Consider the following 25,194-nt stretch of genomic DNA (forward strand, 5'->3'; position numbering starts at 1 on the left):
CGACCCCGTGTCAGGCCGCCTCGCGCAGCGCCACCTCGACCCGCTGCCGCAGGTCGTCGAGGTCCGCGCCGGCCTCGGTGAGCACCTGCGCGCCCAGGCCGTCGCCCTCCCGGAGCAGGCCGAGCAGGATGTGCTCGGTGCCGATGTGCCGGTGGCGCAGCCGCAGGGCCTCGCGCAGGGACAGCTCCAGCACCTTCTTGGCCCGGGGCGAGAACCGGCCGGAGTCGTGCCGGCGGCGCCACCACCGGCGCGGGCGCGGCGCCGCCTCGCGGAGCGCGTCGGGGCCGAAGGACTCCTCGATCCGGGCCACGATCGCGGCGAGGTCGATGCCGATCTCGCGTAGCGCCGCCGCGTCCGCCGCGCCGAGCCCGTCGACGGCCTGGGCGGTGTGCCGGGCCACCGCCGTACGCAGGCCGTCGGCGTCGATGCCGTCGGCCGACAGCAGCCGGACCGCCAGGTTGTCGCGGTCGGCGAGCACGCCGAGCAGCAGGTGTTCCGTGCCCACCGGGCGCCGGCCCTCGGTCTCGGCCTCGACGAGGGCGTGGTGCACCACGGCACGGGCCCGGTCGGTGAATCGTTCGAACATCACGCCTCCCAGCTTTCGCGCACCGCCGGTCGCCCGGCGTGCTTCTTGTGGACCGCCTGTCGGCTGACCTCGAGCGCGTCGGCGATCTCCTGCCAGGACCAGCCCTGTCGCCGGGCGTTGTCCACCTGGACCACCTCGAGCCGTTCGAGCAGCCGACGCAGGGCGAGCACGGCGCGCAGGCCGACCTTCGGGTCGGTGCTGCCGGCCGCCGCCGCGAGTTCCGTCGCATGACTCATGCTGTCAATGTAGGTTGACAACAGGCCCTCGTCAACCCTGGTTGACAGATGACACGCCGCCGCCTGCCGGTTCGTCGCCCGCGGCGGTGTTACGTTCCGTAGGTGTTCCGTCGCCGTCCGCTGGACCGGCCGGTCGAGGCCGCCCGCCGGCTGACCGCCGGGCGGCTCACCCTGGAGGTCGCCGGGGGCAGCGTGGTCGGGCACCGCTACCCGGAGAACTACGACGTGCTGCACGTCGACGAGGAGCTGCCGCTGGCCGTGGTCTGCGACGGCATGGGCGAAGGCGAGGGCAGCCGGGCCGCCGGCGCGACCGCGACGCGGACCTTCGTCGACCAGGTCCGCGCCGCCTGGCCGGCCGTCGACGCCGCCGGGCTGCGCGCCGCCACGACCGAGACCCAGCGACGGGTACGCCGGGCCGGCGCGGCACAGGCCGGGCTGACCGGGTGCACGCTCACCGCGCTGGTGGCCGAGCCGACCGACGACCAGGGCTGGCTGGTGCAGCTCGGCGACTCCCGGGCGTACCGGCTGCGGGACGGGCTGCTGGAGCTGGTCACGGTCGACCACACGATGGCCTGGCTCGGACTGTTGGACGGCTGGTGGACGGCCGGCTCGCCGGAGGCGGCCCGGGCCCGCCACCAACTGCTGCGCTACGTCGGCCACCCGGACCGGCCGGAGCCGGACCTGCTCTCCGTGCGGCTACGCCGCGGGGACACCTGGCTGCTCTGCACCGACGGGGTGAGCGACCAACTCGGCTACCACCGGCTGCGCGACCTGCTCGCCGCCCGGCGGGACCCGGCGCGCACCGTCCGGGCCCTGCTCGACGCCAGCCTCGACGCCGGCGGCGAGGACAACGCCACCGCCGTGGTGCTGCGCGTCCACCCCACCCTCCCCGGGCCGCGCTGAACGACCGGCACCGGCCAGTTCCGCCGACCCGCTCCGGCCGACCCGGCCGCCCGACTACGGTGGGTGGAAAGCGCGGTCGGGAGGTGAGCCGGCATGGCCGCACCCAGCCACGGCGCGGTGGTGGTCGGCGTCGGCCGGTCGGCGGAGGCCCTGTCGGTGGTCCGCACGGCCGCCGCCGAGGCCGCGGCCCACCACCGGCCGCTGCACCTGGTGCACGCGTTCAACTGGGCCGCGACGGGTGGCCCGGCCCCGGCCGGCGGCACCCGGATCGACGCCGAGAGCCTGCTGGAACGGGCCGGCCGGATCGTCGCCGACGCCGCGCCGGAGGTGCCGGTCAGCGGCGAGATCGTCGAGGGCTCACCGGTCGAGGCGCTGCTGCGGGCGGCCGACGCCGCGTTCCTGGTCGCGGTCGGTGACGGTGGCATGGCCACCTGCCCGGCCTGCGTGCCGACCGACGCGCCGGCCGTCGAACTGGCCGCCCGGGCCGGCTGTCCGGTCCTGGTCGGCCGGTCCGAGCCGGCCCCGCCCGGACCGCTGCTGGTCGGCTACGACGGCTCGCCCGGCTCCCGCGCCACCCTCGGGTACGCCTTCGACTGCGCCGAACGCCGAGGAGCCCGGCTGCTCGCCGTCCGGGTGGTCGAACCGGAACGCCGCGACGGCGACGACGGCGTGCTGGAGGAGGCGGTCAACAGGCACGCCGTCCGGCACCCCCGGGTGGCCGCCGACTGCCAGACGGTGCGGGGCGACCCCCGGAGCGTCCTGCTCGACCGGTCCCGGGCGGCGCAACTCGCCCTGGTCGGCGCGCGCGGCGACGGGCCGGTGCAGTCCAGCCTGGGCGAGGTGAGCCAGTCCCTGCTCTACCACTCGCCGGCACCGCTGATCGTCGTACGAGGGCTCGACCCGGGCGCCGGGGACGGGTCATGATGTCCGCGCGACCCGGGACCTACGGCCCTGACCGTCACCCCGGTGCGGGGGCGAGGCTGGACGCGTCGGGGACGGCCGTTTCCTCCCCGAGTGGCAGACGACCCCGAGCCACGAGAGGCTAACGCAGCATGGACACCGCGCTGGACCTGCACAGCCCCCTGACCGACGACGAGCTGCGCCGGCTGGACGCCTACTGGCGGGCGGCGAACTACCTGACCGTGGGGCAGATCTATCTGCTCGACAACCCGCTGCTCCGCGAGCCGCTCAAGCCTGAGCACGTCAAGCCGCGCCTGCTGGGGCACTGGGGCACCAGCCCCGGCCTCAACCTGCTCTACACCCACCTCAACCGCGTCATCGTCGACCGGGACCTGTCCGCCATCTTCGTCACCGGCCCCGGCCACGGCGGCCCCGCGCTGGTCGCCAACACCTGGCTGGAGGGCACCTACAGCGAGCTGTACCACCACATCCCGCGCGACGAGGGCGGCATGCAGCGGCTGTTCCGCCAGTTCTCCTTCCCCGGCGGCATCCCCAGCCACGTGGCGCCGGAGGTGCCGGGCTCGATCCACGAGGGCGGGGAACTGGGGTACGCGCTGAGCCACGCCTACGGCGCCGCGTTCGACAACCCGGACCTGCTGGTCGCCTGCGTGATCGGCGACGGTGAGGCGGAGACCGGCCCGCTGGCCGGCAGCTGGCTGTCCAACGTGTTCCTCAACCCGGCGCGCGACGGCGCGGTGCTGCCGATCCTGCACCTCAACGGCTACAAGATCGCCAACCCGACCGTGCTGGACCGGATCCCCACCGAGGACCTGCTGAACCTGATGCGCGGCTACGGCTACCAGCCGTACGTGGTGGAGGGCGACGACCCGACGGCGGTGCACCAGCTGCTCGCCGCGACGCTGGACCGGGCGGTCGACGAGATCGCCGAGATCCAGCGCCGGGCCCGCTCCGGCGGCGACGTCGAGCGCCCCCGCTGGCCGATGATCGTGCTGCGGACGCCGAAGGGCTGGACCGGACCGGCGGACGTCGACGGCAAGCAGGTCGAGGGCACGTTCCGCGCCCACCAGGTGCCGATCGCCGAGGTGCGCGACAACCCGGCGCACCTGGCCGAGTTGGAGCGCTGGCTGCGCAGCTACCGCCCGGAGGAGCTGTTCGACGCCACCGGCGGCCCGGTCGCCGAGCTGGTCGCGCTGCCGCCCACCGGCGACCGGCGGATGAGCGCCAACCCGGTCGCCAACGGCGGCAAGCTGCTGCGCAACCTGGAGCTGCCGGACTTCCGCGACTACGGCGTCGACGTCGAGGAGCCCGGCGGCACGGTCGCCGGCGCGACCGGCACGCTCGGCCCCTGGGTACGCGACGTGATCACCCGCAACCCGGAGACGTTCCGCCTGTTCGGCCCGGACGAGGTCGCGTCCAACCGGCTCGGCGCCGCGTTCGAGGTCACCGACCGCGCGTTCGTCGGCCGCCGGCAGCCCGGCGACGACCACCTCTCCCCCGACGGCCGGGTGATGGAGGTGCTCTCCGAGCACCTCTGCGAGGGCTGGCTGGAGGGCTACCTGCTGACCGGCCGGCACGGCATCTTCACCAGCTACGAGGCGTTCATCCACATCGTCGACTCGATGGTCAACCAGCACGCCAAGTGGCTCAAGGTGACCCGGCACATCCCCTGGCGGGAGCCGATCGCCTCGCTGAACTACCTGCTCTCCAGCCACGTCTGGCGGCAAGACCACAACGGCTTCTCGCACCAGGACCCGGGCTTCATCGACCACGTGGTCAACAAGAAGGCCGAGGTGGTCCGCGTCTATCTGCCGCCGGACGCCAACACGCTGCTCTCCACCATGGACCACTGCCTGCGCAGCCGGCACTACATCAACGTGGTGGTGGCCGGGAAGCAGCCGGCGCCGAACTGGCTGACCATGGACGAGGCGATCCAGCACTGCCGGCGCGGCCTGGGCATCTGGGACTGGGCCAGCACCGACGACGACGCCGAGCCGGACGTGGTGCTCGCCTGCGCCGGCGACGTGCCGACGCTGGAGACCCTCGCCGCGGCCGACCTGCTGCGCCGGCACCTGCCCGACCTGAAGGTACGGGTGGTCAACGTGGTCGACCTGATGCGCCTGCAACCGCCGTCGGAGCACCCGCACGGCCTGCCGGACAACGAGTTCGACACCATCTTCACCCGCGACAAGCCGGTCATCTTCGCCTACCACGGCTACCCGTGGCTGATCCACCGGCTCACCTACCGCCGGGCCAACCACGAGAACCTGCACGTGCGCGGCTACAAGGAGGAGGGCACCACCACCACGCCGTTCGACATGGTGATGCTCAACGACCTGGACCGCTTCCACCTGGTCATCGACACCATCGACCGGGTGCCGGGGCTGCGCTCGCGCGCCGCGCACCTGCGCCAGGAGATGGTCGACGTCCGGCAGGCCTGCCGTGACTACACCCGCGAGCACGGCGAGGACGACCCCCAGGTCGCCGAGTGGCGCTGGATCCGCGAGAACGACCCGGCCGTGCGATCCGGTGAGCGCGAGAAGTGAGCTTGCGAGCCCCGCAGTCGCGAACGAAAGGCAGGCAGGACGCATGAGCGGCGACGAGATCCTGGTCGGCTACGACGGCTCGACCGACGCGTCGGTGGCCCTGGACTGGGCGCTGGACGAGGCGGGCCGCTCCGGCCGGCCGGTGCGGCTGGCGTACGTCTTCGAGTGGTTGACCGTCGCCGGTTGGATCGGCCCCGGCGTGGCCCCGGGGATCTGGCCGGACGAGCACGCCCGGCGCCAGGTCGAGGAGCTGGTCCGCAAGGCGGCGGCGGACGCCGCCGCCGAGCGGCCCGGCCTCACCGTGCACGGCGAGGTGTTCGACGGCCCACCCGCGCTGGTGCTTCAGGAACGCTCCGCCGAGGCGGGCCTGCTGGTGCTCGGCAGCCGGGGGCACGGCGGCTTCGGCGGGCTGCTCGCCGGCTCCACCGCCGTCTCCGTCACCGCGCACGCCCACTGCCCGGTGGTGGTGGTCCGCGACGGCAGGGTCGCCACCTCCGGCCCGGTGGTGGTCGGCTCGGACGGCTCCGAGTCGGCGCTGCGGGCGCTCGGCTTCGCCGTCGAGCGCGCCGCCCAGCGCGACGTGCCGTTGCGGGTGCTGCGGGTCTGGGAGCCGCCGGGTGACCGGTGGACCCCGCCGGACTTCGACCCGGAGGACATCGCCGCGAGCGAGCGGACCGCCGCCGAGGCGGAGCTGGCCCGCTGGCGGAAGACCTTCCCCGACGTGCCGATCGAGATCTCGACGGTCCCCGGGAGCGCGGCGGCGCTGCTGGTGGAGGCGAGCCGGGCGGCGCAGCTCGTGGTGGTCGGCAGCCGGGGCCGGGGCGGCCTGCGGGGCATGCTGCTCGGCTCGGTCAGTCAGCAGCTCATCCAGCACGCCCACTGCCCCGTCGCGGTGGTCCGGGAGTAGAAGGACGGGGCCCCCTGTCAACGCCTCAGGTAGAGCAGGGGGCCCCTCCTAACGCCCGGTGGGGCCGTCGGAGGGGTTGAGGGAGAAGTAGTCCTCCTCCTCCTGCGCCAGGTGCAGGCGCAGCACCGCGTCCAGGCCGTAGAGCGCGGCCAGCAGGTCGGGCACCTCCGGCGCGGGCAGCCGGCCGTCCAGCGTCGCGAGGTGCCCGCCGATCCGCTCCACCAGCCGGAGGATCTCCACGTGCGCCCGGCTCATCGTCGAGGTCGCCTCGTCGCTGCCGAGCGGGCCGGCCAGCGCCGGGTAGAGCTGACGTTCCTCGGCCTCCTCGTGCGGCAACACCTCGTCGACCAGGCGGCGGTGCACGTCACGCAGCGCCGGCCCGCACTCCGGGGCGTCCGGGCGGGTCGCCACCAGATCCGCGGTGTCCCGCAGCCGGGCCAGCACGTCGCGTACGCCGCCGTGCTCGCGTTCGTAGCGGTCGAGCAGCTCCCGGGTGTGCGGCGGGACCGCACGTCGCCGCAGGCCGCCGCCGAGGGCGCGCAACGCGTTGAGGATCACCAGCACGTCGATGCCCTCCTGGAGGAACGCGCCGGCGACCGGGGGCAGCCGGCCGGCGGCGGCCACCAGCATGGCCAGCACCGCCAGCCCCATCCCCACGGTGGCGCTCTGCACCGCGATGCGGCGGGCGTACCGGGCGATCTCGACGGCGTCGGCGAGCCGGTCCAGCCGGTCCACCGTCAGCACCGCGTCGGCCACGTCGGCGGAGGCGGTCGCGCCGGTCGCGCCCATCGCCACCCCGACGTGCGCCTCGGCCAGCGCCGGGGCGTCGTTGACCCCGTCGCCGACCATCACGGTCACCGCCCGCGCCGACTCCGCGCGTACCCGATCGGCCTTCTCCCCCGGCGAGCAGCGCGCGATCACGTCGTCCACGCCCACCACCTGCGCCACCTGGCGGGCCGTGCGCGGCCGGTCGCCGGTCACCATGACCAGCCGGGTCAGCCCGGCCTCGCGCAGCCGCCGCACGGTCCGTCGGGCGTCCGGGCGGACCGGGTCCTCCAGCAGGATCGCGCCGAGCGGCCCGTGCTCGTCGCTGACCCAGACCGTGGAGCGGCCGGACAGCTCGGCCCGCTCGCGCGCCCGGTCCGCCCACGGCGGCGGCTCGCCGTCGAGCTGGCCGACCCGGACCGTCCGGCCGCCGACCCGACCGGTCACCCCGCGCCCCGGCTCCTCGGTCACCCCGGTCGGCTCGGCGAGCGGCAGCCCCTGCTCACGGGCCTGCCGGACCAGCGCGGCGGCCAGCACGTGCGGTGAGAGCTGCTCGACGGAGGCGGCCAGCCGCAGCACCTCGTCCCGGTCGCCGCCGGGCGCCACCACGGTCTCCGAGGCGCGGGGCCGCCCGGCGGTGAGCGTGCCGGTCTTGTCCAGCAGCAGGGTACGGGCGCGGCCGAGCTGCTCCAGCGACCCGCCGTCGCGCACCAGCACGCCCCGGCGGGCCACCCGGGACAGCCCGGACACCACCGCGATCGGGGTGGCCAGCAGCAGCGGGCAGGGGGTGGCCACGACCAGCACCGCCACCGCCCGCACGAACTCGCCGGACAGCAGCCACGCCACACCGGCCAGCAGCAGGGTGAACGGCACGAACGCGGCGGCGTACCGGTCGGCGAGCCGCACCATCGGGGCCTTGCGCGCCGTCGCCTCCCCGGCCAGCCGGACGATGCCCGCGTACGTGCTCTCCGCCGCGTTGCGGCTGGCCCGCAGCCCGAACCCGGCGCCGGCGTTGACCACGCCGCTGGCCACCTGCTCCCCGGCGGCGCGGCCGACCAGCCGGGACTCGCCGGTCACCACCGACTCGTCGAGCGTGGCCGCCTCCTCGACGGCGCCGTCCACCGGCACCACGTCACCGGGGCCGACCACCAGCCGGTCACCGGCCGCCACCCGGTCCAGCGGGACCACCTCGATCCCGCCGTCGGCGGTCCGCCGCCGGGCCTGCCGGGGCGCGCGTTCCAGCAGCGCCCGCAGGTCGCGGGTGGCCCGGCGGCGGGCGTACTCCTCCAGCGCCCGCCCGGTGGCGACCATCACCGCGATCACGGCGCCGGCCAGGTACTCCCGCACCAGCAGCGCGCCGAGCAGGGCCAGCACGGCGATCACGTCCACCCCGAACTGCCGGTGCCACACCTGGCGCAGCACGGCCCAGGCGGCCGGCGCCAGGGCGACCACGGTGACCGCGGCCCAGACCAGATCGGCCGCGCCCCGCGCCCCCGCGAACCAGAGCGCGGCGCCGCCCAGCACGGCCAGCGTGAGCAGCGCCAGCGGGGCCCACTCGGCCGGCACCGCCCGCCGGGCGCGAGCCGGCCGTTCGGGTACGCATTCGCGCGGTTCCGTTCCCACGTGCGGATCGTCTCAGTGCCGAAGCGGAGCAGGTAGGGCGAACGCGGGTAATCCGGGAGGCCGAAGGACCCGTGCGATCGGCCCGGACATGCCCGAGGATGGAGCGGCAACCCCACCCGGGCGTCCCGGGCGTGGGGCACGATGGGGAGAAACAGGAAAGGTCGTGACGATGAGCCACGAGACGCCGGCTGCCGATCGCCCGCTGACCACCGCGCTCGCGGAGGCCGCCGGGACGGCCGGCCACGCCCCGTCGGTGCACAACACCCAGCCGTGGCACTGGACGGTCCTGCCCGAGTCGCTGGAACTGCGGGTCGTCAAGGAACGGCACCTCAGCGCCATGGACCCGGAGGGCCGGCTGCTGGTGGTGAGCTGCGGCGCCGCGCTGCACCACGCCCGGGTGGCGCTGGCCGCCGAGGGCTGGACCCCGGTGGTGGAGCGCCTGCCCGACCCGCACCAGCCCGACCTGGTGGCCCGGATCACCGGACTGCGCCACACCGGCGCCGACCCGGACGCCATGCGCCTGGTGCAGTGCATGCAGGTGCGGCACACCGACCGGCGGCCGGTCAGCGAGGAGCAGATCCCCACCGCCGTGCTCGGCGACATCGACCGGGCCGCCACCCGGGAGGGCGTCAACCTGCAACTCCTCGACGACATGCAGAAGATCGAGCTGGCCGGCGCCGCGCAGCAGGCCGCCGCCGTCGAGGCGGACAGCCCGGAACTGCGCGAGGAGCTGGCCTACTGGATCAACCGGGCCGGCACCGGCACCGGGCTGCCGCCGGAGGTGCTGCCCGACCAGGCGGCGCAGACCACCGTCCCGGGCCGCGACTTCGGCCACCCCGGTTCGCTGCCGATCGGCCCCGGCCACGACAAGGCCGCCGTCTACGCCATCCTCTGGGGTTCCGAGGACGAGCCGCTGAGCTGGCTGCGCGCCGGCGAGGCGCTCTCCGCCGCCTGGCTCGAAGCCACCCGGCACGGGGTGTCCCTGGTGCCGCTCTCCGGCGTGGTGGAGGTCGACGGCACCCGCGAGGTGCTCCGGCAGACCCTGGCCGGTCTCGGGCATCCCTACCTGAGCATGCGGCTCGGCCTGGCCGACCCGGAGCACGCCGGTCCGCCGCACACCCCGCGGCTGGACGCCGCGCAGACCGTCGACACCTCGGCGGTCCGCGCCCACCTGGCCTGACGGTCTCGTCCGCGCACGCCACCGGGCGATAGCATCGCCCGGTGGCCACCGCACCGACCCCCCGAAACGAGCACGTCACGCCGTCGCTCGGGCTGACCCCGCTGTCCCGGGTCCGCCTCGACGAGCTGCTCCAGGAGATGCTCGACCGGGTCGGCGAGGTGGTCACCAGCCGGGAACGGCTGCGCGCACTGCTCGACGCGGTGGTCGGCATCGGCTCCGACCTCGACCTGCGCAGCACGTTGCAGCGGATCGTGCAGTCGGCGTGCGAGCTGGCCGGCGCCCGCTACGGCGCGCTCGGGGTGATCGGCCCCGACCGGATGCTGCACGACTTCATCGTCCACGGCATCGACGCCGAGCTGCACGCGCGGATCGGCGAGCTGCCGCACGGGCGGGGCGTGCTCGGCCTGCTCATCGACGAGCCGAAGCCGCTGCGCATGCCGGACATCACCCGGCACCCCCGGTCGTACGGCTTCCCGCCGCACCACCCGCCGATGCACAGCTTCCTCGGCGTGCCGGTGCGCATCCGCGACCACGTGTGGGGCAACCTCTACCTGGCCGAGAAGCAGGGCGCCGCCGAGTTCACCGACGACGACGAGGAGATCGTGACCGCGCTCGCCGCCGCGGCCGGCGTGGCGATCGAGAACGCCCGCCTCTACGCGCTGGCGCATCGGCGGGAACGCTGGCTGGCCGCCGCCGCGGAGATCACCTCGGTGCTGCTGGGCGAGGTGCGCCGCACCGACGCGCTGTCCCTGGTGGCCCGTCGCGCCCGCGAGGTCGCCGAGGCGGAGCTGGCCCTGGTGCTGCTCTACGACGAGGACGAGGCGCAGTTCACCGTCGAGGTGGTCGACGGCGCCGACCCGATCGCCCGGGAGCTGGTCGGCGCGGTCCTGCCGGCCGCCGAGACCAGCTTCGCCGGCTCGGCCACCGAACGCCGGCACGAGCAGGTCGACGATCTGGCCGCGGCGGCGCCCTGGCCCCGTCCGGTGATCGCCGGGCCGGCCGTGGTCTCCCCGCTCGCCGCCGCCGACACGCTGCACGGCGTGCTGGTGATCGCACACCGGCCCGACCACGGCCCGGCCGCCGACGACGACCTCGCGCTGCTCGCCAGCTTCGCCGGCCAGGCCGCGCTGGCCATGGAACGGGCCCGCGGGCAGGAGGAACGGGAGCTGCTGGTGGTCCTGGAGGACCGCGAGCGGATCGCCCGCGACCTGCACGACGTGGTGATCCAGCGGCTCTTCGCCACCGGTCTGCAACTGCAGAGCGGGGCGATGAACGCCCGACCCGAGGTGGCCAAGCGGATCAACCAGGCGGTCGACGACCTGGACGCCACCATCCGCGACATCCGCCGCACCATCTTCGAGCTGCGCACCCCGATGAGCGCGGCGCTGCGCACCGAGATCCGCGAGGCGATCGAGGTGGCCGCCGAGTCGCTGGGCCACCGGCCCGACCTGGAGCTGGTCGGCCCGATCGACAGCGCCGTCCCGGACGAGCTGCGCCCCGAACTCGTCGCCGTGCTGCGCGAGGCGCTGTCCAACGCGGTACGCCACGCGCACGCCGACCGGGTGGCGGTGCGGGTGGCGGTGGACGCCGGCCGGGTCGACGTCACGGTCACCGACGACGGGGTCGGCTGCGACCCGGAGGCGGCCCGCAGCGGCCTGGTCAACCTGCGCGAGCGGGCCGAACGGCTCGGCGGCGGGTTCACCCTGCGCCGGGTCGAGCCGCACGGCACCGAGCTGCGCTGGAGCGTCCCGCTCGACTGATCACCGGCCGGGCCGGCCGGCGGTCAGTGGCCCTTGCCGAGCAGCCGGGTGGCCAGCACCGCGGCCTGGGTGCGTCGTTCCAGGCCGAGCTTCGCCAGCACGCTGGAGACGTAGTTCTTCACCGTCTTCTCCGCCAGGAACATCTTGCCGGCGATCTCGCGGTTGGTGAGCCCCTCGGCGACGTACTCCAGGATCCGCCGTTCCTGCTCGGTGAGGGACTTCAGCTCCCGCGGCTGCTCCACGCCGCTGCGGATGCGCTCCAGCACCCGGGTGGTGATCGCCGGGTCGAGCAGCGACTGCCCGGCCGCCACCCGGCGGACCGCGTCCACCAGGTCGGTGCCGCGGATCTGCTTGAGCACGTAGCCGGCCGCGCCGGCCATGATGGCCGCGAACAGCGCCTCGTCGTCCTCGTACGAGGTGAGGATCAGCCCCTTGATGGACGAGTCGACGGCGCGGACGTCCCGGCACACGTCGATGCCGTTGCCGTCGGGCAGCCGGGCGTCGAGGATCGCCACGTCGGGGCGGAGCGCGGGAATCCGCCGCGTCGCCTCCTGGGCCAGGCCGGACTCGCCGACCACCTCGATGTCGCCGCTGCTCTGGAGCAGGTCGGCCAGGCCACGACGGACGACCTCGTGGTCGTCGAGCAGGAACACCCGGATCATCCGTCCTTTCTACCCGCTGCGCCGGTGCCCCGCACGGGCCGAAGGTCCCGACCGTCCCGCCCCGCCCGGGACGGTCGGCCCCACCCAGGTGGGGACCTCCGGCCCTGCTCACGGCGCGTCCCGGTGACGCACGGTGGGGGTGGACCGACCGAGGGCCGGCGACGCACGGAGGGGGCACGACCATGACGATCGGATACACCGTCGGGCAGTTGCGGGCCGCGGTCGCCGACGCGGTACGCGCGCCGTCGCTGCACAACACCCAACCGTGGCGGTTCCGGCTGCGCGACGGCGGCATCGAGATCGCCGTCGACCCGCTGCGCGGGCTGCCAGCCACCGACCCGACCGGCTGGGGGGCGCGGATCGCCTGCGGGGCGGCCCTGTACAACCTGCGGCTGGCGCTCGCCGTGGCGGGCACTCCGGCCACGGTCCGGCTGCGCCCCTACCCGGCCGACCCGGACGTGGTGGCCCGGTTGGTGCCCGACGTGCCGCGCCGGCCCACCCCGATCGAACAGGGCCTGTACGGGGCGATCGCCCACCGGTTCAGCAACCGGGCGCCGTTCTGGCCGGACCCGGTGCCGGCCGAGGCCCGCTGGCGGCTCGGCGAGGCGGCCCGGGCCGAGCAGTGCTGGCTGGAGCTGGTCATCGGCGCCAGCGCGGTCAACGCGCTCGCCGAGGTCGCCCGCAGCGCGCACCGGGTGCTGGAGCGCGACCCCGCGTACGTGGCCGAGCGGGTGGAGTGGATCCGCTCCGAGCCGGCCCCGGACGGGGTGCCCGCCGCCGCCGGCGGGCCGCACAGCGAACCGCAGGACCTGCTGCCGCAGCGTGGCTTCGGCGGTCGCAACCGCGCCCCCGGCCGGGACTTCGAACCGGAGCCGCTGGTCGCCGTGCTCGGCACGCCCGGCAACACCGGCACCGACCAGGTCGTCGCCGGGCAGGCGCTGCAACGGGTGCTGCTCACCGCCACCGACGCCGGGCTCGGCGTGTCGATGCTCTCCCAGCCGATCGAGGTGCCCGGGGCGCGGGAGGCGCTGCGGTTGTCCCTGGGCCGGTTCGGCACCCCGCAGATGGTGATGCGGATCGGGTACGGGCAGCCGGGGCGCGCCACCCCGCGCCGCCCGGTCGACGAGGTGCTCGACCTGCCGGTCGTGCCGGCCTGACCTCGGCCCCTCTGCCAGGAGCGACAGCAGTCGATCCGGTGGTGCGGTGTCGCCCGCATGGTCAGTTGTCGGATCCTGGGCCCGCTCGAGCTGACCCGGGCCGGGCAGCCGGTCCCGCGGCGCGGCCCGAAGCAGCGGGCGGTGCTGGCCGTGCTGCTGGTGCACGCCGGCCGCGCGGCGCGGACTGCGGCGGCGGCGAACGCAACCCGTACAAGATGATCGACCATGTGCGGGGTTGGAACCAGCCGAACGGCAGTACGGCATCTGGGAGACCGAGGCCAGCCAGGTCGGCACCCACCCCTGAGGTGCCGGATCGGGCGCGCGCGGAAGCGGCGGGGCCGCCGGGACCCGGCCCCGCCGCACCCGCCCGCACCGGCCCACGGACCCGTGGCCCACGGCTCAGGCCGGCAACGAGGCCAGCAGCGCCGCCTCCCGCTCCGGCGCCAGACCCACCGGCGCGCGCGCCGGTCGCCCCGCCCGCGCCGGCACCCCGCCCACCTCGCGCAGCCACCGCCAGGTGTCCGCCACCGTCTCGGCGACCGGCCGGCAGACCAGACCCGCGGCGTACGCCCGCTCGACGTCCCGTTCCTGCAACCAGCGGTATTCGTGCCCCAGGGGGATCCAGATCGGCAGGTCGTTCCACGGCTCCACCCCGGCGGCCAGGATCGGCCCCGGCTCCACCCAGCGCAGCGTCGCCGCCGACCCGGTCGCCGCCACCACCGCGTCGAGCAGCTCACCCGTCGTCGTGTGCCCGCTGCGACTGACCACGTTGTACGCCCCGCCGACGCCCTCGGCGCCCCGGTCCAGCAGCCAGGTCGCCAGGTCGCGGACGTCGACGTACTGCACCGGCAGATCCCGCGGGCCCGGTGCCAGCACCGCACCGCCCCGGGCGATCCGGGACAGCCACCAGGGCAGTCGGCCGATGTCCTCCCCCGGCCCGAGGATCAGCCCGGCCCGGACCAGCAACGCCCGCTCGCCGAACACCTCCACCGCGGCCCGCTCCCCGCCGGCCTTGTTGCTCGCGTAGTCGCCGAAGTCCGCGTCCGGCTCCGCCGCGACGGTCGCCGCCTCCTCCCCGGTGCCCAGGCCGACCGGTGGGGCGTACACCGAGCCGCTGGAGACGTATACGTAGTGCGGCACCGCGCCGACCACCGCCCGCGCCGCGTCCCGGACCGCGCGGGGCGCGCCGTCCCAGGTGTCCACCACCAGATCCCACTCGCCGCCGGCGAGCGCGGCCAGCCCGCCGGGCTCGTCGCGGTCGCCCCGCAACCGGTGTACGCCGGCCGGCACCTCCCCGTGCACCCCCCGGTTGAAGACGGTCACCGCCCAGCCGCGGCGTACCGCCTCCGCCACCACCGCCCCACCGACGAAACCCGTGCCACCCAACATCAACAGTCGCATCGCCCCACCCTGCCCCCCGAACCCCCGTCCGGGCCCCCCTGTTCACGGTGAGCGGATCTGCCCTGCGCAGAACCCCGCCCCTCCCCTCCCCGCCCCGGCCCTCCCCGGTCCCGCCGATCTTGACCAGCACCGGAACAAGTAAGCACCACACGCCGAAGGCCGGCACCCCCACAGGGTGCCGGCCTTCACGCGTACCGGAAAGGGGGTCAGGCCGGCGGCAGGACGAACGTCCACGTGGTGGTGGTCGTGCTGGCCGCCGCGCCCGCCGCGGCGAGGCCACCGTAGCTGCCCGCCGGGACGCTGCTCGCCGAGTCGGCGAGCAGCGCGGTCACCCGGCCGCCACCCGTCTGCGAACTGTTGCTGCGGACCGTGACCCCGTCCGGCGGGGTGAGCGCGGTGGAGGTGGCGTCACCGTGCAGCCAGTAGGACACCGCCCAGCTCTGCGCGGTGGTGACCGGCGCGTGAGGGGTGGTCCGCGTGGCGGTGCTGGCCGGGTCGGTGGCCCGGGTGAACGCCGGCGCGCCCGGCGCTACCCCCCGGTACGCGGCCACCACCAGATTGCCCTTCGCCTGACTGTCCAGCGCCACCCGCACCGCCGTGCCCGCGTCGCCGGCGGTCGCGGTCTTCCACCAGGCGGTGGTGGTGGCGTAGCCGCCGTCGAGCCGGTCGAGGCGGCTCCACCCGGTCACGCCGGTCGGCTCGCCGGTGCCGGTGTGGGTGTTCTGGCTGAGCAGGAGCAGCAGCGTGTCGCCGGGCTGCACGGCGGCCGGGACGGTCACCGTGTGGCTGGCCCAGTTGGCGTTCGCGGTGGCCTGCCCGACGAAGGAGATCCGCTCCGGCACCGGCGCGACGGTGACGTCGACGGTCGCGGTCCCGGTGGCGCCCCGGTCGTCGGTGACCGTCAGCGTGACCGGGTAGGTGCCGGCCGTCGCGTACGTGTGGGAGGTGGTCGGCACGGAGACGGTGCCGGCGGTGGATCCGTCGCCGAAGTCCCACCGGTGGTCCTGGATCGCGCCGTCGGCGTCGGTGGAACCCGCGCCGGAGAACGTGCACACCAGCCCGGCGCAGTTCGGTGCCAGGTCGGCCACCGGCGCCTGGTTGGCCGGGCCGCCCGAACCCTTGAGGATCTTCACGTAGTCGATGTCACCGGCGAAGTAGTCGCAGGTCACCTTCTTGCCGTCGCACTGGCTCTTGCCGCCGGCGGAGAGCTGCCAGGAGTTGGCGATGGTGCCGGTGGGCCCGTTCAGCCGGCTGGTCCGCACCCCGTCGACGTACATCTCCACGTAGGCCGAGGTGCGGTTGCAGGTCACGGTGTGCCACTGGCCGTCGGCGATCGGCACGTCGGTGTAACCGGTGCGCGAGGCGCCGTCGCCGCCACGGAACAGGCACCGGGGCTTGCCGCTCGGCGCCTCGAACTTCCAGTAGCCGCCGGCCGTGTCGCCCTGTCCCTTCTGGAGGATGTTGCCGAAGGAGTACGTGGTCCGGTAGCGGATGGTCACCGAGAAGTCGCCGGCGTCCGGGTTGAAGTCGGTGCTGTGCGGCACCAGGTCCACGTGGCCCGGCACGGCCTGCTCCTCGGTGGGCAGGTGGGTGGCGAAGCGGTGCCCGGTGGCGCCGGCGTAGATCGCGCCGGTGACCACCTCGCCGCCGACCGTGCCGTGCCGGCCGCTGCCGCTGCTGTCCCTGAGCACTGTGGACGAGGCCGGCTCGTCCATGCTCCAGAACGCCACGGTCCGGGTCGCGGTGGCCTGTGCGGGCGTGGCGCCCACCGTCACCCCGGCCGCCGCGACGACCGCCGCCACGCCCAACCGGGCTGCCGTCCGGCGCCATCGTCCCTGCTCGATCATCCGCATCTGACCGCCTCCCTGCGCATCGGGCCTCACCCTGACATGCGCCGGTCCACGGCTCCATAACCCGCACGGTGGAGTGGTGGCAGGCTGTCGGTGCCCCGGGGTGACCGATGTGGCCGGTGCCGGCACCGGCCGGCGGGAGACGCACGCCGATCGACCGGCGGCGGAAAAAGGATCTTCGGTGGGCGATACTGGGTTTGAACCAGTGACCTCTTCCGTGTCAAGGAAGCGCGCTCCCACTGCGCCAATCGCCCGGGGCAGTTCGCGAGCGGACGACGGGATTCGAACCCGCGACCCTCACCTTGGCAAGGTGATGCGCTACCAGCTGCGCTACGTCCGCACCGTCGCCGACTCGCGTCGGTGACAGGGAAACTCTACCCGATGCCAAGATCGCCCTACGACAGCCCCCCACGGGCCGTGGTTGCGCTGCTCGCCGCCGGGGTACTGACCGACGCGACAGCACAACCACCCCCTGAAGGAGGCTGTCGTGGGTATCGGTACGAGCATCTTCCTGATCGCGGTCGGCGCGATCCTCACGTTCGCGCTCAACGCCAACGTCGGCGGCGTCGACCTCGACGTCGTCGGCTGGATCCTGATGGCGGCCGGCGTGCTCGGCCTGATCATGACGACGCTGGTCTGGGGCCGGCGTCGCCAGGTCGTCACCACCACCGCCGAGCAGCCGGTGGAGTACCGCCGGGTCGAGGAGCGCCGGGACGTCACCCCGCCGATGTGATCCGACCCCGCCCGGGGGCCGACGGAGCTGATCTGTCCCCGGGCGACCTGAACGGGGGCGCCGCCCGGCGCCCCCGTTCGGGTACCCGGCTCAGTCCCGCATCAGTGCGTTGATCGTGCCGTAGTCGAGCGCGTCGCTCAGCGCCTCGTAGGTTCCGGCGCCGAACGCCTCCACCGCCGCCCGGTGGGCCACCGCGTACGCCGCCTCCGCGACCGCCGACCCGAGGCTGACCCGGGCCACCCCGAGCCGTGCCAGCTCCGCCACCGGCGGCGCGCCCGGCCCGGCCAGCACGTTCAGTGGCGCGGGAATGGCCGCCACCAGCGCCGCCACGGTTTCCGGGTCGACCGTACCCGGCACGAAGATGCCGTCCGCGCCGGCGGCCAGGTACGCCTCGGCGCGCGCCGCCGTCTCCGGCACCCCGCCGACGCCACGCAGGAACGTGTCGATCCGCGCGTTGACGTACAGCGGGATGCCGGCGCGGTCGGCGGCGGCGCGGACCGCGGCGAGGCGCGCGCACTGGTCGTCGACCGGGCGCAGCGGCCCGCTCCCGTCGTGCCGCGCGTCCTCCACGTTCACCCCGACCGCACCGGCCGCGAGCACCGCCGTCACGGTCTCGGCCACGTCGTCGGGGGTCCCGCCGTACCCGGATTCGATGTCGGCGGTGACCGGTAGGCGCACCGCGGCGGCGACCAGCCGGATCACGTCGACGGCGCGGTCGCGGGCGAGCGCGTCGCCGTCCGGCGCGCCGCGGCTCCAGGCGACGCCGGCGCTGGTGGTGGCGACCGCGCGGGCGCCGGCCGCGGCCACGATCCGGGCGCTCGCCGCGTCCCAGGCGTTGACCAGGACCAACGGGTCGCCGGGCAGGTGCAGGCTACGGAATTGCTGGGCTCGGGTCTGCTCTTGGTTCACCCGGTCAGTCTCGGTCGGGTCGGACGGTCGCCGTAATGTTTCAGTCCTGGCTGAAACGAAGGGGGCGGTGTGGTCGCGATCGGCCTGTCGGCGAGCGCCGTGGCGCGGGTCCGGTTCGCGCTGTCCGCCCTCTGGGAGGTCATGGCCGGCATCCGGGTGCTCCGCGATCCCGGCCGGCACGCGATCCACCTGCCCTGGGCCGCCCGGGTCCGGCCGGGGCTGACCGAGGCGGGGCTGCTCGACCCGGGGGACGGCCTGCTGTGGCGCCTGGTTCCGCCGGCTCCGGGCTACCTGCCGGACTTCCTCACCCCACCGCCCGCCGGTCTGGACCCGGACCTGGCCGCGGAACTGGCCACGCTGCGCGCCACCCCGCCGGAGGCGGTCCGCGCCCAACTGGACCTGCTTCCGGGTCCTCGGCCGGCGGCGCTGACCGCCCTGTACGCCGACCCGGTCGCCGGTCTGGCCCGGCTGGCCGCGGAGATCGAGGCGTACTGGCGGTTGGCCGTCGCGCCGGACTGGCCGCGCATCCGGGCGGTGCTCGACGCCGACATCTTCCACCGGGCCCGCCGGATGGCCGAGGACGGCGCCGCCGGGCTCCTCAACGACCTGCACGAGCGGGTCCGCTGGGAGGGCGACGCCCTGCTGGTCAGCCAGCGCCACTGCCCGACGCCGGACGTGCCGGTCGGCGCCGGCCTGGTCCTGGTGCCGTCGGTGTTCGTCTGGCCGTCGGTGCTGAGCATCGCGGCCGGCGACGTCTCCCAGCTGGCCTATCCGGCGCGCGGCGTCGGCACGATCTGGGAGACCCCGGTGGGCGCGCCGGACGCGTTGGGCGCGGTGCTGGGTCGGGGCCGGGCGCGGCTGCTGGCGGCGCTCGACGCGCCCCGGTCGACCACGGAGCTGTCCCGCCGGACCGGGCTCTCCCCGGCCGGCGTGTCGCAGCACCTCAACGCGTTGCGGGCCGCCGGCCTGGTGGTGACGCGACGGCAGGGCCGGTCCCTGCTGAGCAGCCGGACGGCGGTGGCGGACGCGTTGGTGGGCGCCTCGACCTGACCTGGACGACGAAAAAGGCCGTGTCGAGTGATCGACACAGCCTTTTTCCGTGGTGGGCGATACTGGGTTTGAACCAGTGACCTCTTCCGTGTCAAGGAAGCGCGCTCCCACTGCGCCAATCGCCCTCGTCAACTGCCGAGGTGGAGACGGGATTTGAACCCGTGTACACGGCTTTGCAGGCCGTTGCCTCGCCTCTCGGCCACTCCACCGAGGTTGCCCCCGTCGTGCGTGGCGGCATCTCCGAGCGGACGACGGGATTCGAACCCGCGACCCTCACCTTGGCAAGGTGATGCGCTACCAGCTGCGCTACGTCCGCACGCCCCCGGCGTTTCCCGGTGACGGATGAGAACTTTAGCCGAGCCCCGAACGGTTGCCAAATCGGATCCCCCTTCGGGCGCGTCCGGTCGGAGCGGTACGCAATCTCCCGCAAGCTTCCTAGGAGCCTGGGCGACGGCTCCGACGGAACCGCTCGCAGGCACGCCCACCTGCGGATCCTGGCCGACAGGTCGAGTGTCCGGCATCCGACTGTCCCACCGCCGACCGGCCGGTCCGGTAACTCCTCGTGGTCATTCGGATGGGTTACCGTAACGGCGTGACGAGACGAGCCGCCGAGATCCGCCTGGATGCGCTGCTGCGCACCGCCTGTGAGGTGATCGCGGAACGAGGGCTCGCCAACACCCGTACCGCCGACGTGGCGGAGGCCGCCGGGGTCAGCCAGGCGCTCGTCTTCTACCACTTCGCGACCAAGGACCGGCTGCTCGCCCAGGCCTTCGCGTACGCCGTCGAGCAGGACCTGGCCCGACTCGACACGGTGCTCCGCTCCCCCGCCCCGCCGCTGGCCAAGCTGCGCCGGATGCTCCGCCTCTACGCGCCGACCGGCCGGTCCACCTCCTGGTCCATGTGGATCGACGGCTGGGCCGAGTCGCTGCGTACCCCGGAGTTGGAGAAGCTCTCCCGCCGCCTGGACCTGCGCTGGCGGCAGGACCTGGCCGCGGTGATCGCGGACGGCGTCGCCGCCGGCACGTTCGCCTGCCCCGACCCGGCCGGCGCCGCCTGGCGGATCAGCGCCGTGATGGACGGCCTGGCGGTGCAGCTCGCGGTGCACGAACGGGTGATCACCCGCCGGCAGATCGCCGAGTGGGTCCGCCTGGTCGCGGCCCGGGAACTGAGCCTGGAGCCGAGCCAGCTCGACTGAGCCGGCGGGCGACGCGGGCACGGGCCGGCGGATGGACGTTCGCCGCGGACAGGTCGCCCCGGTAGTGGGCCAGCACCCGGTGGTCCATCAGCCGGCGCCAGAGCGGCGGCACCAGCGCGGCGACCACCATGGTGGCGTAGCCGGCCGGCAGCTGCGGCGAGGCGTCGAAACTGCGCAGCGTCTGGTAACGGCGCAGCGGGTTGGCGTGGTGGTCGCTGTGCCGCTGGAGCTGGAAGAGGAAGACGTTGGTGACGGTCCGGTCGCTGTTCCAGCTGTGCCGCGGGTCGACCTTCTCGTATCGGCCGGCCACGGTGTGCCGCCGCGCCAGGCCGTAGTGCTCCAGATAGTTGACCGCCTCCAGTAGGGAGAAGCCGACCACCGCCTGGAGCACGAGGAAGACCAGCACGCCGGGGCCGAACGCCACCGCCAGCGCGGCGTAGAGCACCACCGTCATGGCCCAGGCGTTCAGCACCTCGTTGCGCCAGGTCCACGGGCTGCGCCCGCGGAGCCGGAGCCGGGCGGCCTCCAACCGCCAGGCCGAGCGCAGGCTCCCGGCGACGGTACGCGGCCAGAACGCCCAGAACGTCTCGCCGAGCCGCGAGCTGGCCGGATCCTCCGGGGTGGCGACGCGGGTGTGGTGGCCCCGGTTGTGCTCGACGAAGAAGTGCCCGTACCCGGTCGGCGCCAGCGCGATCTTGGACAGCCAGCGCTCCACCCGCTCCCGCTTGTGCCCCAGCTCGTGGGCGGTGTTGATGGCGATGCCGTCCACCACCCCGACGGTGGCGACCAGGCCGGCGGCGGCCGCCCAGGAGAGCCGGCCGCCGGCCCAGACCGCGCAGCACAGCACCAGCGCGGCGTACTGGGCGGGCAGGTAGAGGTAGGTGAGCCAGCGGTAGTAGCCGTCGGCCTGCAACGCCGGCACCGCCTCCTCGGGTGGGCTCTCCCGGTCGTCGCCGATGCACAGGTCGATCAGCGGGATGACGCCGAAGACCACCGCCGGGGCGAGCCACCAGGCCCAGCCGGAGCCGGTGCCGTGCCAGACCGACCAGGCCACGAACGGCAGCGCCGGCACGAGCAGGGCGAGGGGCCAGAGCGGCTTGCGGGTGTCCCGCCACGGAACGGTGTCGGTAGGCATCGTCGGACTCCGATCGGTTGCTCCTCGACCGACTGTCCCAGCCGAGGAGCCGTTTTACAAGACCGGAGTTTTTGTAAAGAGCGCCGCCTGGGCGTTCAGCGCCACTCCCGCCGGACGGTCCGCCGCCGCTCGAACGACGGCGCCGCGTCCTCCGCCGGATCACCGGCGGGCCGGAGCAGGCGCCGCATCCGGAACAGCAGCCCGGCCCCGAGGAAGAGCAGCAGCCCACCGAGCAGGAAGGCGGCCTGCGCCATGCCGAAGCCGCCGGCCTCGGCGACCGGCCGTCCGGCCGCGCCGGCCGGGGGCAGCTCGGCCACCGCCGGGTCCGTCGACTCGTCCGTCGCCGGCTCCTCGACGGCCGGCTCCTCGCTGGGCGGGTCGGTCGGCTCGGCGCGGCGCGGCGTCGGCTCCGGCGTCGGCTCGGCCGCCTCGCCCACCACCTGACGCGACGCGGTCCGCCGGGCCAGCAGCCGCAACTGCGGGTCGTACGCCTCGGCGGCGATGCTCACCCGGCCGCGCCCGACGTCCTCGGCGAACGCCACCCGGTACTGCGCGGTCACGGTGCGACCCGGGCAGAGCACACCGGGATCCAGCTCCCGGTCGGTCAGCCGCGCGGTGTTCCCGTCGGTCCGGATCTCCAGCGGGAAGGAGCCGTTCTCCTCCACCCGGTCCACCTTGACCTGGTCCAGCCGCAGGCCCTGCACCCGCAGCAGCATCGACCAGCGCACCTTGACGCAGTCGTTGCCGCCGGCGCGGTCGGACCGGGACACCACCGCGGAGAGCGTCTCCACCCGGTTGCCGCCGGTGAACTCGTCCGGCAGGCCGCTCAACTCCGTGGAGAAGGCCGCCGCCGCCCGCGCCGGCGCCGTCCCGCCGTACCCGGCGCCCGCCAGGCAGGTCAGCACCAGCCCGATCCGCAGCGCGTGCCGCCACCCGTTCACCACGTCTCCTCACCTCGGTCGTGTCCACCCGCAACGCTAGGAGCGCGCCGTGCGCCCCGGTAGACGGGCGTGTTCGCACCCAACGTCAACATCGGGGGGTGGTTTCACCGACCGTGGTGAACCGGTCACGGCGCCCCGCCGACACGCCCGGGATCGGCCGTCGGACACAATCACCGGGTGTCCGAGCTGTCCGCCGCGTTCGTCCGGCTGCACGCCCGCCTCGCCCCGGTCGCCTTCGTCCCCGAGGTGCGGCTGCACCAGGCCGACGAGCCGATCGGCCTCTGGGAGCTGACCGAGGGCGAGTTCCGCAGTTCCCAGCCGCCGCCGTTCTGGGCCTTCGCCTGGGCCGGCGGGCAGGCGCTCGCCCGGTACGTCACCGACCACCCGGAGGTGGTCGCCGGCCGCCGGGTGCTCGACCTGGCGTCCGGCTCCGGCCTGGTCGCCATCGCCGCCGCCCGGGCCGGCGCGGCGTCCGTCCGGGCCGTCGAGGTGGACGAGCGGGCCGTCGCGGCGGTCGCGCTCAACGCCGAGGCCAACGGGGTACGCGTCGACGCCGAACTCGGCGACGTCCTCGACTCCGACGCCGGGGACGCCGAGGTGGTGCTGGCCGGCGACGTGTTCTACAGCGAGGCGATGGCCCGGCGGATGCTGCGCTTCCTGCTCCGGGCCGCCCGCTCCGGCGCGCGGGTGCTGGTGGGCGACCCGGACCGGGCGTTCCTGCCCCGCGAGCGCTTCGGAGAACTCGCCGATTACCAGGTGCCGGTGCCCGAGGCGCTGGAGAGCGTCCGGGTGAAGCACACCCGGGTGTGGGAGCTGGATCCGAACCCGCCCGGCGTACGCCGCGGTTAGCCGGGCGCGGCGGCGTTAGAAGGGGGCCCCGCCTCTACCGGAGGCGTCAAGAAGGGGCCCCGCCTTACCAAAGTGAGGGTGGGTGGGTGCCGTTCGACGGCGGTGCGGCGCCCCCGCCGCCGCCTAGCGTCGGCGCATGATCACACTTCGTGGGTTGACGAAACGGTTCGGCGGGGTGACCGCCGTCGACGACCTGACCGTCGAGATCCGCCCCGGGCAGGTGACCGGGTTCCTCGGCCCGAACGGCGCCGGCAAGTCCACCACCATGCGGATGGTCCTCGGCCTGGACCGGCCCACCGCCGGGGCGGCGCTGGTCAACGGCCGGGACTACCGCACCCTGCGGCACCCGCTGTACGAGGTCGGCGCGCTGCTCGACGCCACCGGCGTGCACCCGGCCCGCTCCGGCGTGGCGCACCTGCGGGCGATGGCGCGCAGCAACGGCGTACCGGCCCGGCGGGTGGCCGAGGTGCTTGACCTGGTCGGCCTGGACGGCCGCGCCGCCGGCAAGCCGGGCCGGGCGCTGTCGCTGGGCATGGGGCAGCGGCTCGGCATCGCCGGCGCGCTGCTCGGCGACCCGCCGGTGCTGCTGCTCGACGAGCCGGTCAACGGGCTCGACCCGGACGGGGTGCGGTGGATCCGCGGCTTCACCCGGCGGCTCGCCGACGAGGGGCGCACGGTGCTGATCTCCAGCCACCTGATGAGCGAGATGCAGCAGACCGCCGACCGGGTGGTGGTGCTCGGCCGCGGCCGGCTGGTCGCCGACGCGCCGCTGGCCGAGCTGATCGCCGCCCGGCCGGCCGCCTCGGTCCGGGTACGCGGACCCGAGCCGGCGGCGCTCGCCGCGCTCGGCGACCGGCTGGCCGCCGAGGGCGCCACGGTCACCGCCGACGACGGCGGGCTGGCGGTGGCCGGGAGCACCGCCGGCCGGGTCGGCGACCTCGCGTACGAGCTGGGGGTGCGGCTGCACGAGCTGACCCCGGTCGCGCCCTCCCTGGAGGAGGCGTTCCTGGAGCTGACCGCCGGCAGCGTCGAGTACGTCGCCGGCCCGACCGGAGGGGAAACCCGATGACCGCGCTGTCCACGCTCGATCCGAGCCGGCCGGCGTCCCGGCCCGCGCCGACCGGCCACCCGCTCGCCGGCGCGGTGGCGGCCGAGTGGACCAAGCTCTGGTCGGTGCGCTCCACCTGGTGGACGCTCGTCGCGGCGCTCGTCACCATGGCGGCCACCGCCGCCCAGCTCGCCATCTACGCGGTGAACGCGAACACCGACGACGACCCGACCGTGAACCCGGGCGTGCTCGACGTCGGCGACGTGGTGGCCGGCTCGCTGGAGCTGACCCAGTTCGTGGTGCTCGGGCTCGGCCTGTTCGCGATCACCAGCGAGTTCGCCACCGGCACCATCCGCACCACGCTGCGCTGCACGCCGTCGCGGGCCCGGGTGCTCGCGGCCAAGGCGGTCGTGGTCGGCGCGGTGACCTTCGGGGCCGGGCTGCTGCTGGGCGCCGCCGGCGCGGTGGTGGCCCGGCCGGTGCTGGGCGAGTGGGGGCGGGCGCCGCTGGGTGTGACCGTGACCGACATCTTCGCCTGCGCGGGGTACCTGGCGCTGGTCGGCGTGCTGGCGCTCGGGCTGGCCGCGGCGCTGCGCAGCCCGGTGCTGACGCTGACCGTGCTCCTCGCGCTGCTCTACATCGTGCCGCTGTCGTTGCAGGAGCCGGACATCACCGTGCTCACCCGGATCGCGGACGCGTTCCCCGCGGTCGCCGGCGCCCACTTCCTGGCCGGCGACACCGAGCCGTACCCGGCGGCCGTGGGGCTGCTGCTGCTCGCCGGTTGGGCCGGCGCCGCGCTGGCGCTCGGCCGGTGGGCGCTGGCCCGGCGCGACGCCTGAC

21 protein-coding genes, 5 tRNA genes and 2 pseudogenes are annotated in these 25,194 nt (G+C 74.9%); 13 read left to right on the forward strand and 15 right to left on the reverse strand.

Annotated features, from left to right (window positions below):
• Positions 1-37: 37 nt before the first annotated feature.
• From ACGFI2_RS20815 to ACGFI2_RS20825, 3 genes and pseudogenes are all read right to left on the reverse strand, one after another.
• Positions 38-214, reverse strand: a pseudogene (locus ACGFI2_RS20815) (Clp protease N-terminal domain-containing protein); the annotation flags it as partial.
• A gap of 189 nt (positions 215-403) precedes the next feature.
• A pseudogene (locus ACGFI2_RS20820) lies at positions 404-586 on the reverse strand (Clp protease N-terminal domain-containing protein); the annotation flags it as partial.
• Entirely contained in the window at positions 586-822 is a 237-nt protein-coding gene (locus ACGFI2_RS20825; RefSeq protein ID WP_091067797.1) for an HTH domain-containing protein, read from the reverse strand. The pseudogene ACGFI2_RS20820 and the gene ACGFI2_RS20825, both read right to left, overlap by 1 nt.
• 102 nt (positions 823-924) lie before the next feature.
• On the opposite strand from ACGFI2_RS20825, the gene ACGFI2_RS20830 reads away from it, so the two are divergent.
• The 4 genes from ACGFI2_RS20830 to ACGFI2_RS20845 all read left to right on the forward strand — a co-directional run bounded on the left by ACGFI2_RS20830 (position 925) and on the right by ACGFI2_RS20845 (position 6,096).
• Positions 925-1,725 carry a PP2C family protein-serine/threonine phosphatase gene (locus ACGFI2_RS20830; protein ID WP_393519439.1) on the forward strand — a complete coding sequence of 267 codons (801 nt, stop codon included), beginning with the start codon at positions 925-927 and terminating at the stop codon, positions 1,723-1,725.
• 93 nt (positions 1,726-1,818) lie between these two features.
• The gene (locus ACGFI2_RS20835) at positions 1,819-2,649 is read left to right on the forward strand and encodes a universal stress protein (protein WP_393519442.1); all 831 of its coding nucleotides are present in this window, start codon (positions 1,819-1,821) and stop codon (positions 2,647-2,649) included.
• Between the two features lie 128 nt (positions 2,650-2,777).
• Positions 2,778-5,189, forward strand: a complete 2,412-nt coding sequence (locus ACGFI2_RS20840; protein WP_393519445.1) for a phosphoketolase — start codon at positions 2,778-2,780, stop codon at positions 5,187-5,189.
• 43 nt (positions 5,190-5,232) lie between these two features.
• Positions 5,233-6,096, forward strand: coding sequence for a universal stress protein (locus ACGFI2_RS20845; RefSeq protein WP_393519448.1), 864 nt, complete (start codon positions 5,233-5,235; stop codon positions 6,094-6,096).
• Positions 6,097-6,144: 48 nt separating this feature from the next.
• Here the strand turns inward: ACGFI2_RS20845 and ACGFI2_RS20850 are convergent, their stop codons facing one another.
• Positions 6,145-8,484 carry a heavy metal translocating P-type ATPase gene (locus tag ACGFI2_RS20850; protein ID WP_393519451.1) on the reverse strand — a complete coding sequence of 780 codons (2,340 nt, stop codon included), beginning with the start codon at positions 8,482-8,484 and terminating at the stop codon, positions 6,145-6,147.
• A 169-nt stretch (positions 8,485-8,653) separates the two neighbouring features.
• Between ACGFI2_RS20850 and ACGFI2_RS20855 the strand changes: the two genes are divergently transcribed.
• Together ACGFI2_RS20855 and ACGFI2_RS20860 are read left to right on the forward strand one after the other, a co-directional pair.
• Positions 8,654-9,664 (forward strand): Acg family FMN-binding oxidoreductase, encoded by a 1,011-nt coding sequence (locus ACGFI2_RS20855; RefSeq protein ID WP_393519454.1) that lies wholly within the window; start codon positions 8,654-8,656, stop codon positions 9,662-9,664.
• A 92-nt stretch (positions 9,665-9,756) separates the two neighbouring features.
• Complete coding sequence (locus ACGFI2_RS20860; protein ID WP_393519857.1) at positions 9,757-11,424, forward strand: GAF domain-containing sensor histidine kinase; 1,668 nt, start codon at positions 9,757-9,759, stop codon at positions 11,422-11,424.
• Positions 11,425-11,447: 23 nt separating this feature from the next.
• Here ACGFI2_RS20860 and ACGFI2_RS20865 read toward each other — a convergent pair whose 3' ends face one another.
• On the reverse strand, positions 11,448-12,086 hold the full coding sequence (locus ACGFI2_RS20865; RefSeq protein WP_393519457.1) for a response regulator: 639 nt from the start codon (positions 12,084-12,086) through the stop codon (positions 11,448-11,450).
• Between the two features lie 182 nt (positions 12,087-12,268).
• On the opposite strand from ACGFI2_RS20865, the gene ACGFI2_RS20870 reads away from it, so the two are divergent.
• Positions 12,269-13,243, forward strand: a complete 975-nt coding sequence (locus ACGFI2_RS20870; RefSeq protein ID WP_393519460.1) for an Acg family FMN-binding oxidoreductase — start codon at positions 12,269-12,271, stop codon at positions 13,241-13,243.
• 399 nt (positions 13,244-13,642) lie between these two features.
• On the opposite strand, the gene ACGFI2_RS20875 is transcribed toward ACGFI2_RS20870, so the two are convergent.
• The 4 genes from ACGFI2_RS20875 to ACGFI2_RS20890 all read right to left on the reverse strand — a co-directional run bounded on the left by ACGFI2_RS20875 (position 13,643) and on the right by ACGFI2_RS20890 (position 16,834).
• On the reverse strand, positions 13,643-14,644 hold the full coding sequence (locus ACGFI2_RS20875) for an NAD-dependent epimerase/dehydratase family protein (RefSeq protein ID WP_393519463.1): 1,002 nt from the start codon (positions 14,642-14,644) through the stop codon (positions 13,643-13,645).
• Between the two features lie 206 nt (positions 14,645-14,850).
• On the reverse strand, positions 14,851-16,497 hold the full coding sequence (locus ACGFI2_RS20880) for a PKD domain-containing protein (RefSeq protein WP_393519466.1): 1,647 nt from the start codon (positions 16,495-16,497) through the stop codon (positions 14,851-14,853).
• Between the two features lie 179 nt (positions 16,498-16,676).
• Positions 16,677-16,748: transfer RNA gene (locus ACGFI2_RS20885), tRNA-Val, on the reverse strand.
• Between the two features lie 13 nt (positions 16,749-16,761).
• Positions 16,762-16,834: transfer RNA gene (locus tag ACGFI2_RS20890), tRNA-Gly, on the reverse strand.
• Between the two features lie 147 nt (positions 16,835-16,981).
• On the opposite strand from ACGFI2_RS20890, the gene ACGFI2_RS20895 reads away from it, so the two are divergent.
• Positions 16,982-17,227 (forward strand): DUF6458 family protein, encoded by a 246-nt coding sequence (locus ACGFI2_RS20895; RefSeq protein WP_393519469.1) that lies wholly within the window; start codon positions 16,982-16,984, stop codon positions 17,225-17,227.
• Between the two features lie 90 nt (positions 17,228-17,317).
• On the opposite strand, the gene ACGFI2_RS20900 is transcribed toward ACGFI2_RS20895, so the two are convergent.
• Positions 17,318-18,136, reverse strand: a complete 819-nt coding sequence (locus ACGFI2_RS20900) for an isocitrate lyase/phosphoenolpyruvate mutase family protein (RefSeq protein WP_393519472.1) — start codon at positions 18,134-18,136, stop codon at positions 17,318-17,320.
• Between the two features lie 69 nt (positions 18,137-18,205).
• On the opposite strand from ACGFI2_RS20900, the gene ACGFI2_RS20905 reads away from it, so the two are divergent.
• Complete coding sequence (locus ACGFI2_RS20905) at positions 18,206-19,186, forward strand: helix-turn-helix domain-containing protein (RefSeq protein ID WP_393519475.1); 981 nt, start codon at positions 18,206-18,208, stop codon at positions 19,184-19,186.
• A gap of 50 nt (positions 19,187-19,236) precedes the next feature.
• Here the strand turns inward: ACGFI2_RS20905 and ACGFI2_RS20910 are convergent.
• The 3 genes from ACGFI2_RS20910 to ACGFI2_RS20920 form a co-directional block, all read right to left on the reverse strand.
• Positions 19,237-19,311, reverse strand: a tRNA-Val gene (locus ACGFI2_RS20910).
• A 13-nt stretch (positions 19,312-19,324) separates the two neighbouring features.
• A tRNA-Cys gene (locus tag ACGFI2_RS20915) sits at positions 19,325-19,395 on the reverse strand.
• A 34-nt stretch (positions 19,396-19,429) separates the two neighbouring features.
• Positions 19,430-19,502, reverse strand: a tRNA-Gly gene (locus ACGFI2_RS20920).
• Between the two features lie 276 nt (positions 19,503-19,778).
• Between ACGFI2_RS20920 and ACGFI2_RS20925 the strand changes: the two genes are divergently transcribed.
• Positions 19,779-20,381 carry a TetR/AcrR family transcriptional regulator gene (locus tag ACGFI2_RS20925; protein WP_393519478.1) on the forward strand — a complete coding sequence of 201 codons (603 nt, stop codon included), beginning with the start codon at positions 19,779-19,781 and terminating at the stop codon, positions 20,379-20,381.
• Here ACGFI2_RS20925 and ACGFI2_RS20930 read toward each other — a convergent pair.
• A complete protein-coding gene (locus tag ACGFI2_RS20930; RefSeq protein WP_393519481.1) occupies positions 20,302-21,516 on the reverse strand; it encodes an alkane 1-monooxygenase in 1,215 nt (404 codons plus the stop codon). The genes ACGFI2_RS20925 and ACGFI2_RS20930 overlap by 80 nt on opposite strands.
• A gap of 95 nt (positions 21,517-21,611) precedes the next feature.
• Positions 21,612-22,457 carry a hypothetical protein gene (locus ACGFI2_RS20935; protein ID WP_393519484.1) on the reverse strand — a complete coding sequence of 282 codons (846 nt, stop codon included), beginning with the start codon at positions 22,455-22,457 and terminating at the stop codon, positions 21,612-21,614.
• Positions 22,458-22,634: 177 nt separating this feature from the next.
• On the opposite strand from ACGFI2_RS20935, the gene ACGFI2_RS20940 reads away from it, so the two are divergent.
• From ACGFI2_RS20940 to ACGFI2_RS20950, 3 genes are all read left to right on the forward strand, one after another.
• The gene (locus ACGFI2_RS20940; RefSeq protein WP_393519486.1) at positions 22,635-23,306 is read left to right on the forward strand and encodes a class I SAM-dependent methyltransferase; all 672 of its coding nucleotides are present in this window, start codon (positions 22,635-22,637) and stop codon (positions 23,304-23,306) included.
• A gap of 136 nt (positions 23,307-23,442) precedes the next feature.
• Complete coding sequence (locus tag ACGFI2_RS20945; protein ID WP_393519489.1) at positions 23,443-24,375, forward strand: ABC transporter ATP-binding protein; 933 nt, start codon at positions 23,443-23,445, stop codon at positions 24,373-24,375.
• A complete protein-coding gene (locus ACGFI2_RS20950; RefSeq protein ID WP_393519492.1) occupies positions 24,372-25,193 on the forward strand; it encodes an ABC transporter permease in 822 nt (273 codons plus the stop codon). Before ACGFI2_RS20945 ends, ACGFI2_RS20950 begins: the two co-directional genes overlap by 4 nt.
• Position 25,194 lies beyond the last annotated feature (1 nt).

Origin of the sequence: Micromonospora sp. NPDC049282 (genome assembly GCF_043197045.1) — a bacterium.
In the GTDB taxonomy this organism is placed as follows: Bacteria; Actinomycetota; Actinomycetes; order Mycobacteriales; family Micromonosporaceae; genus Micromonospora.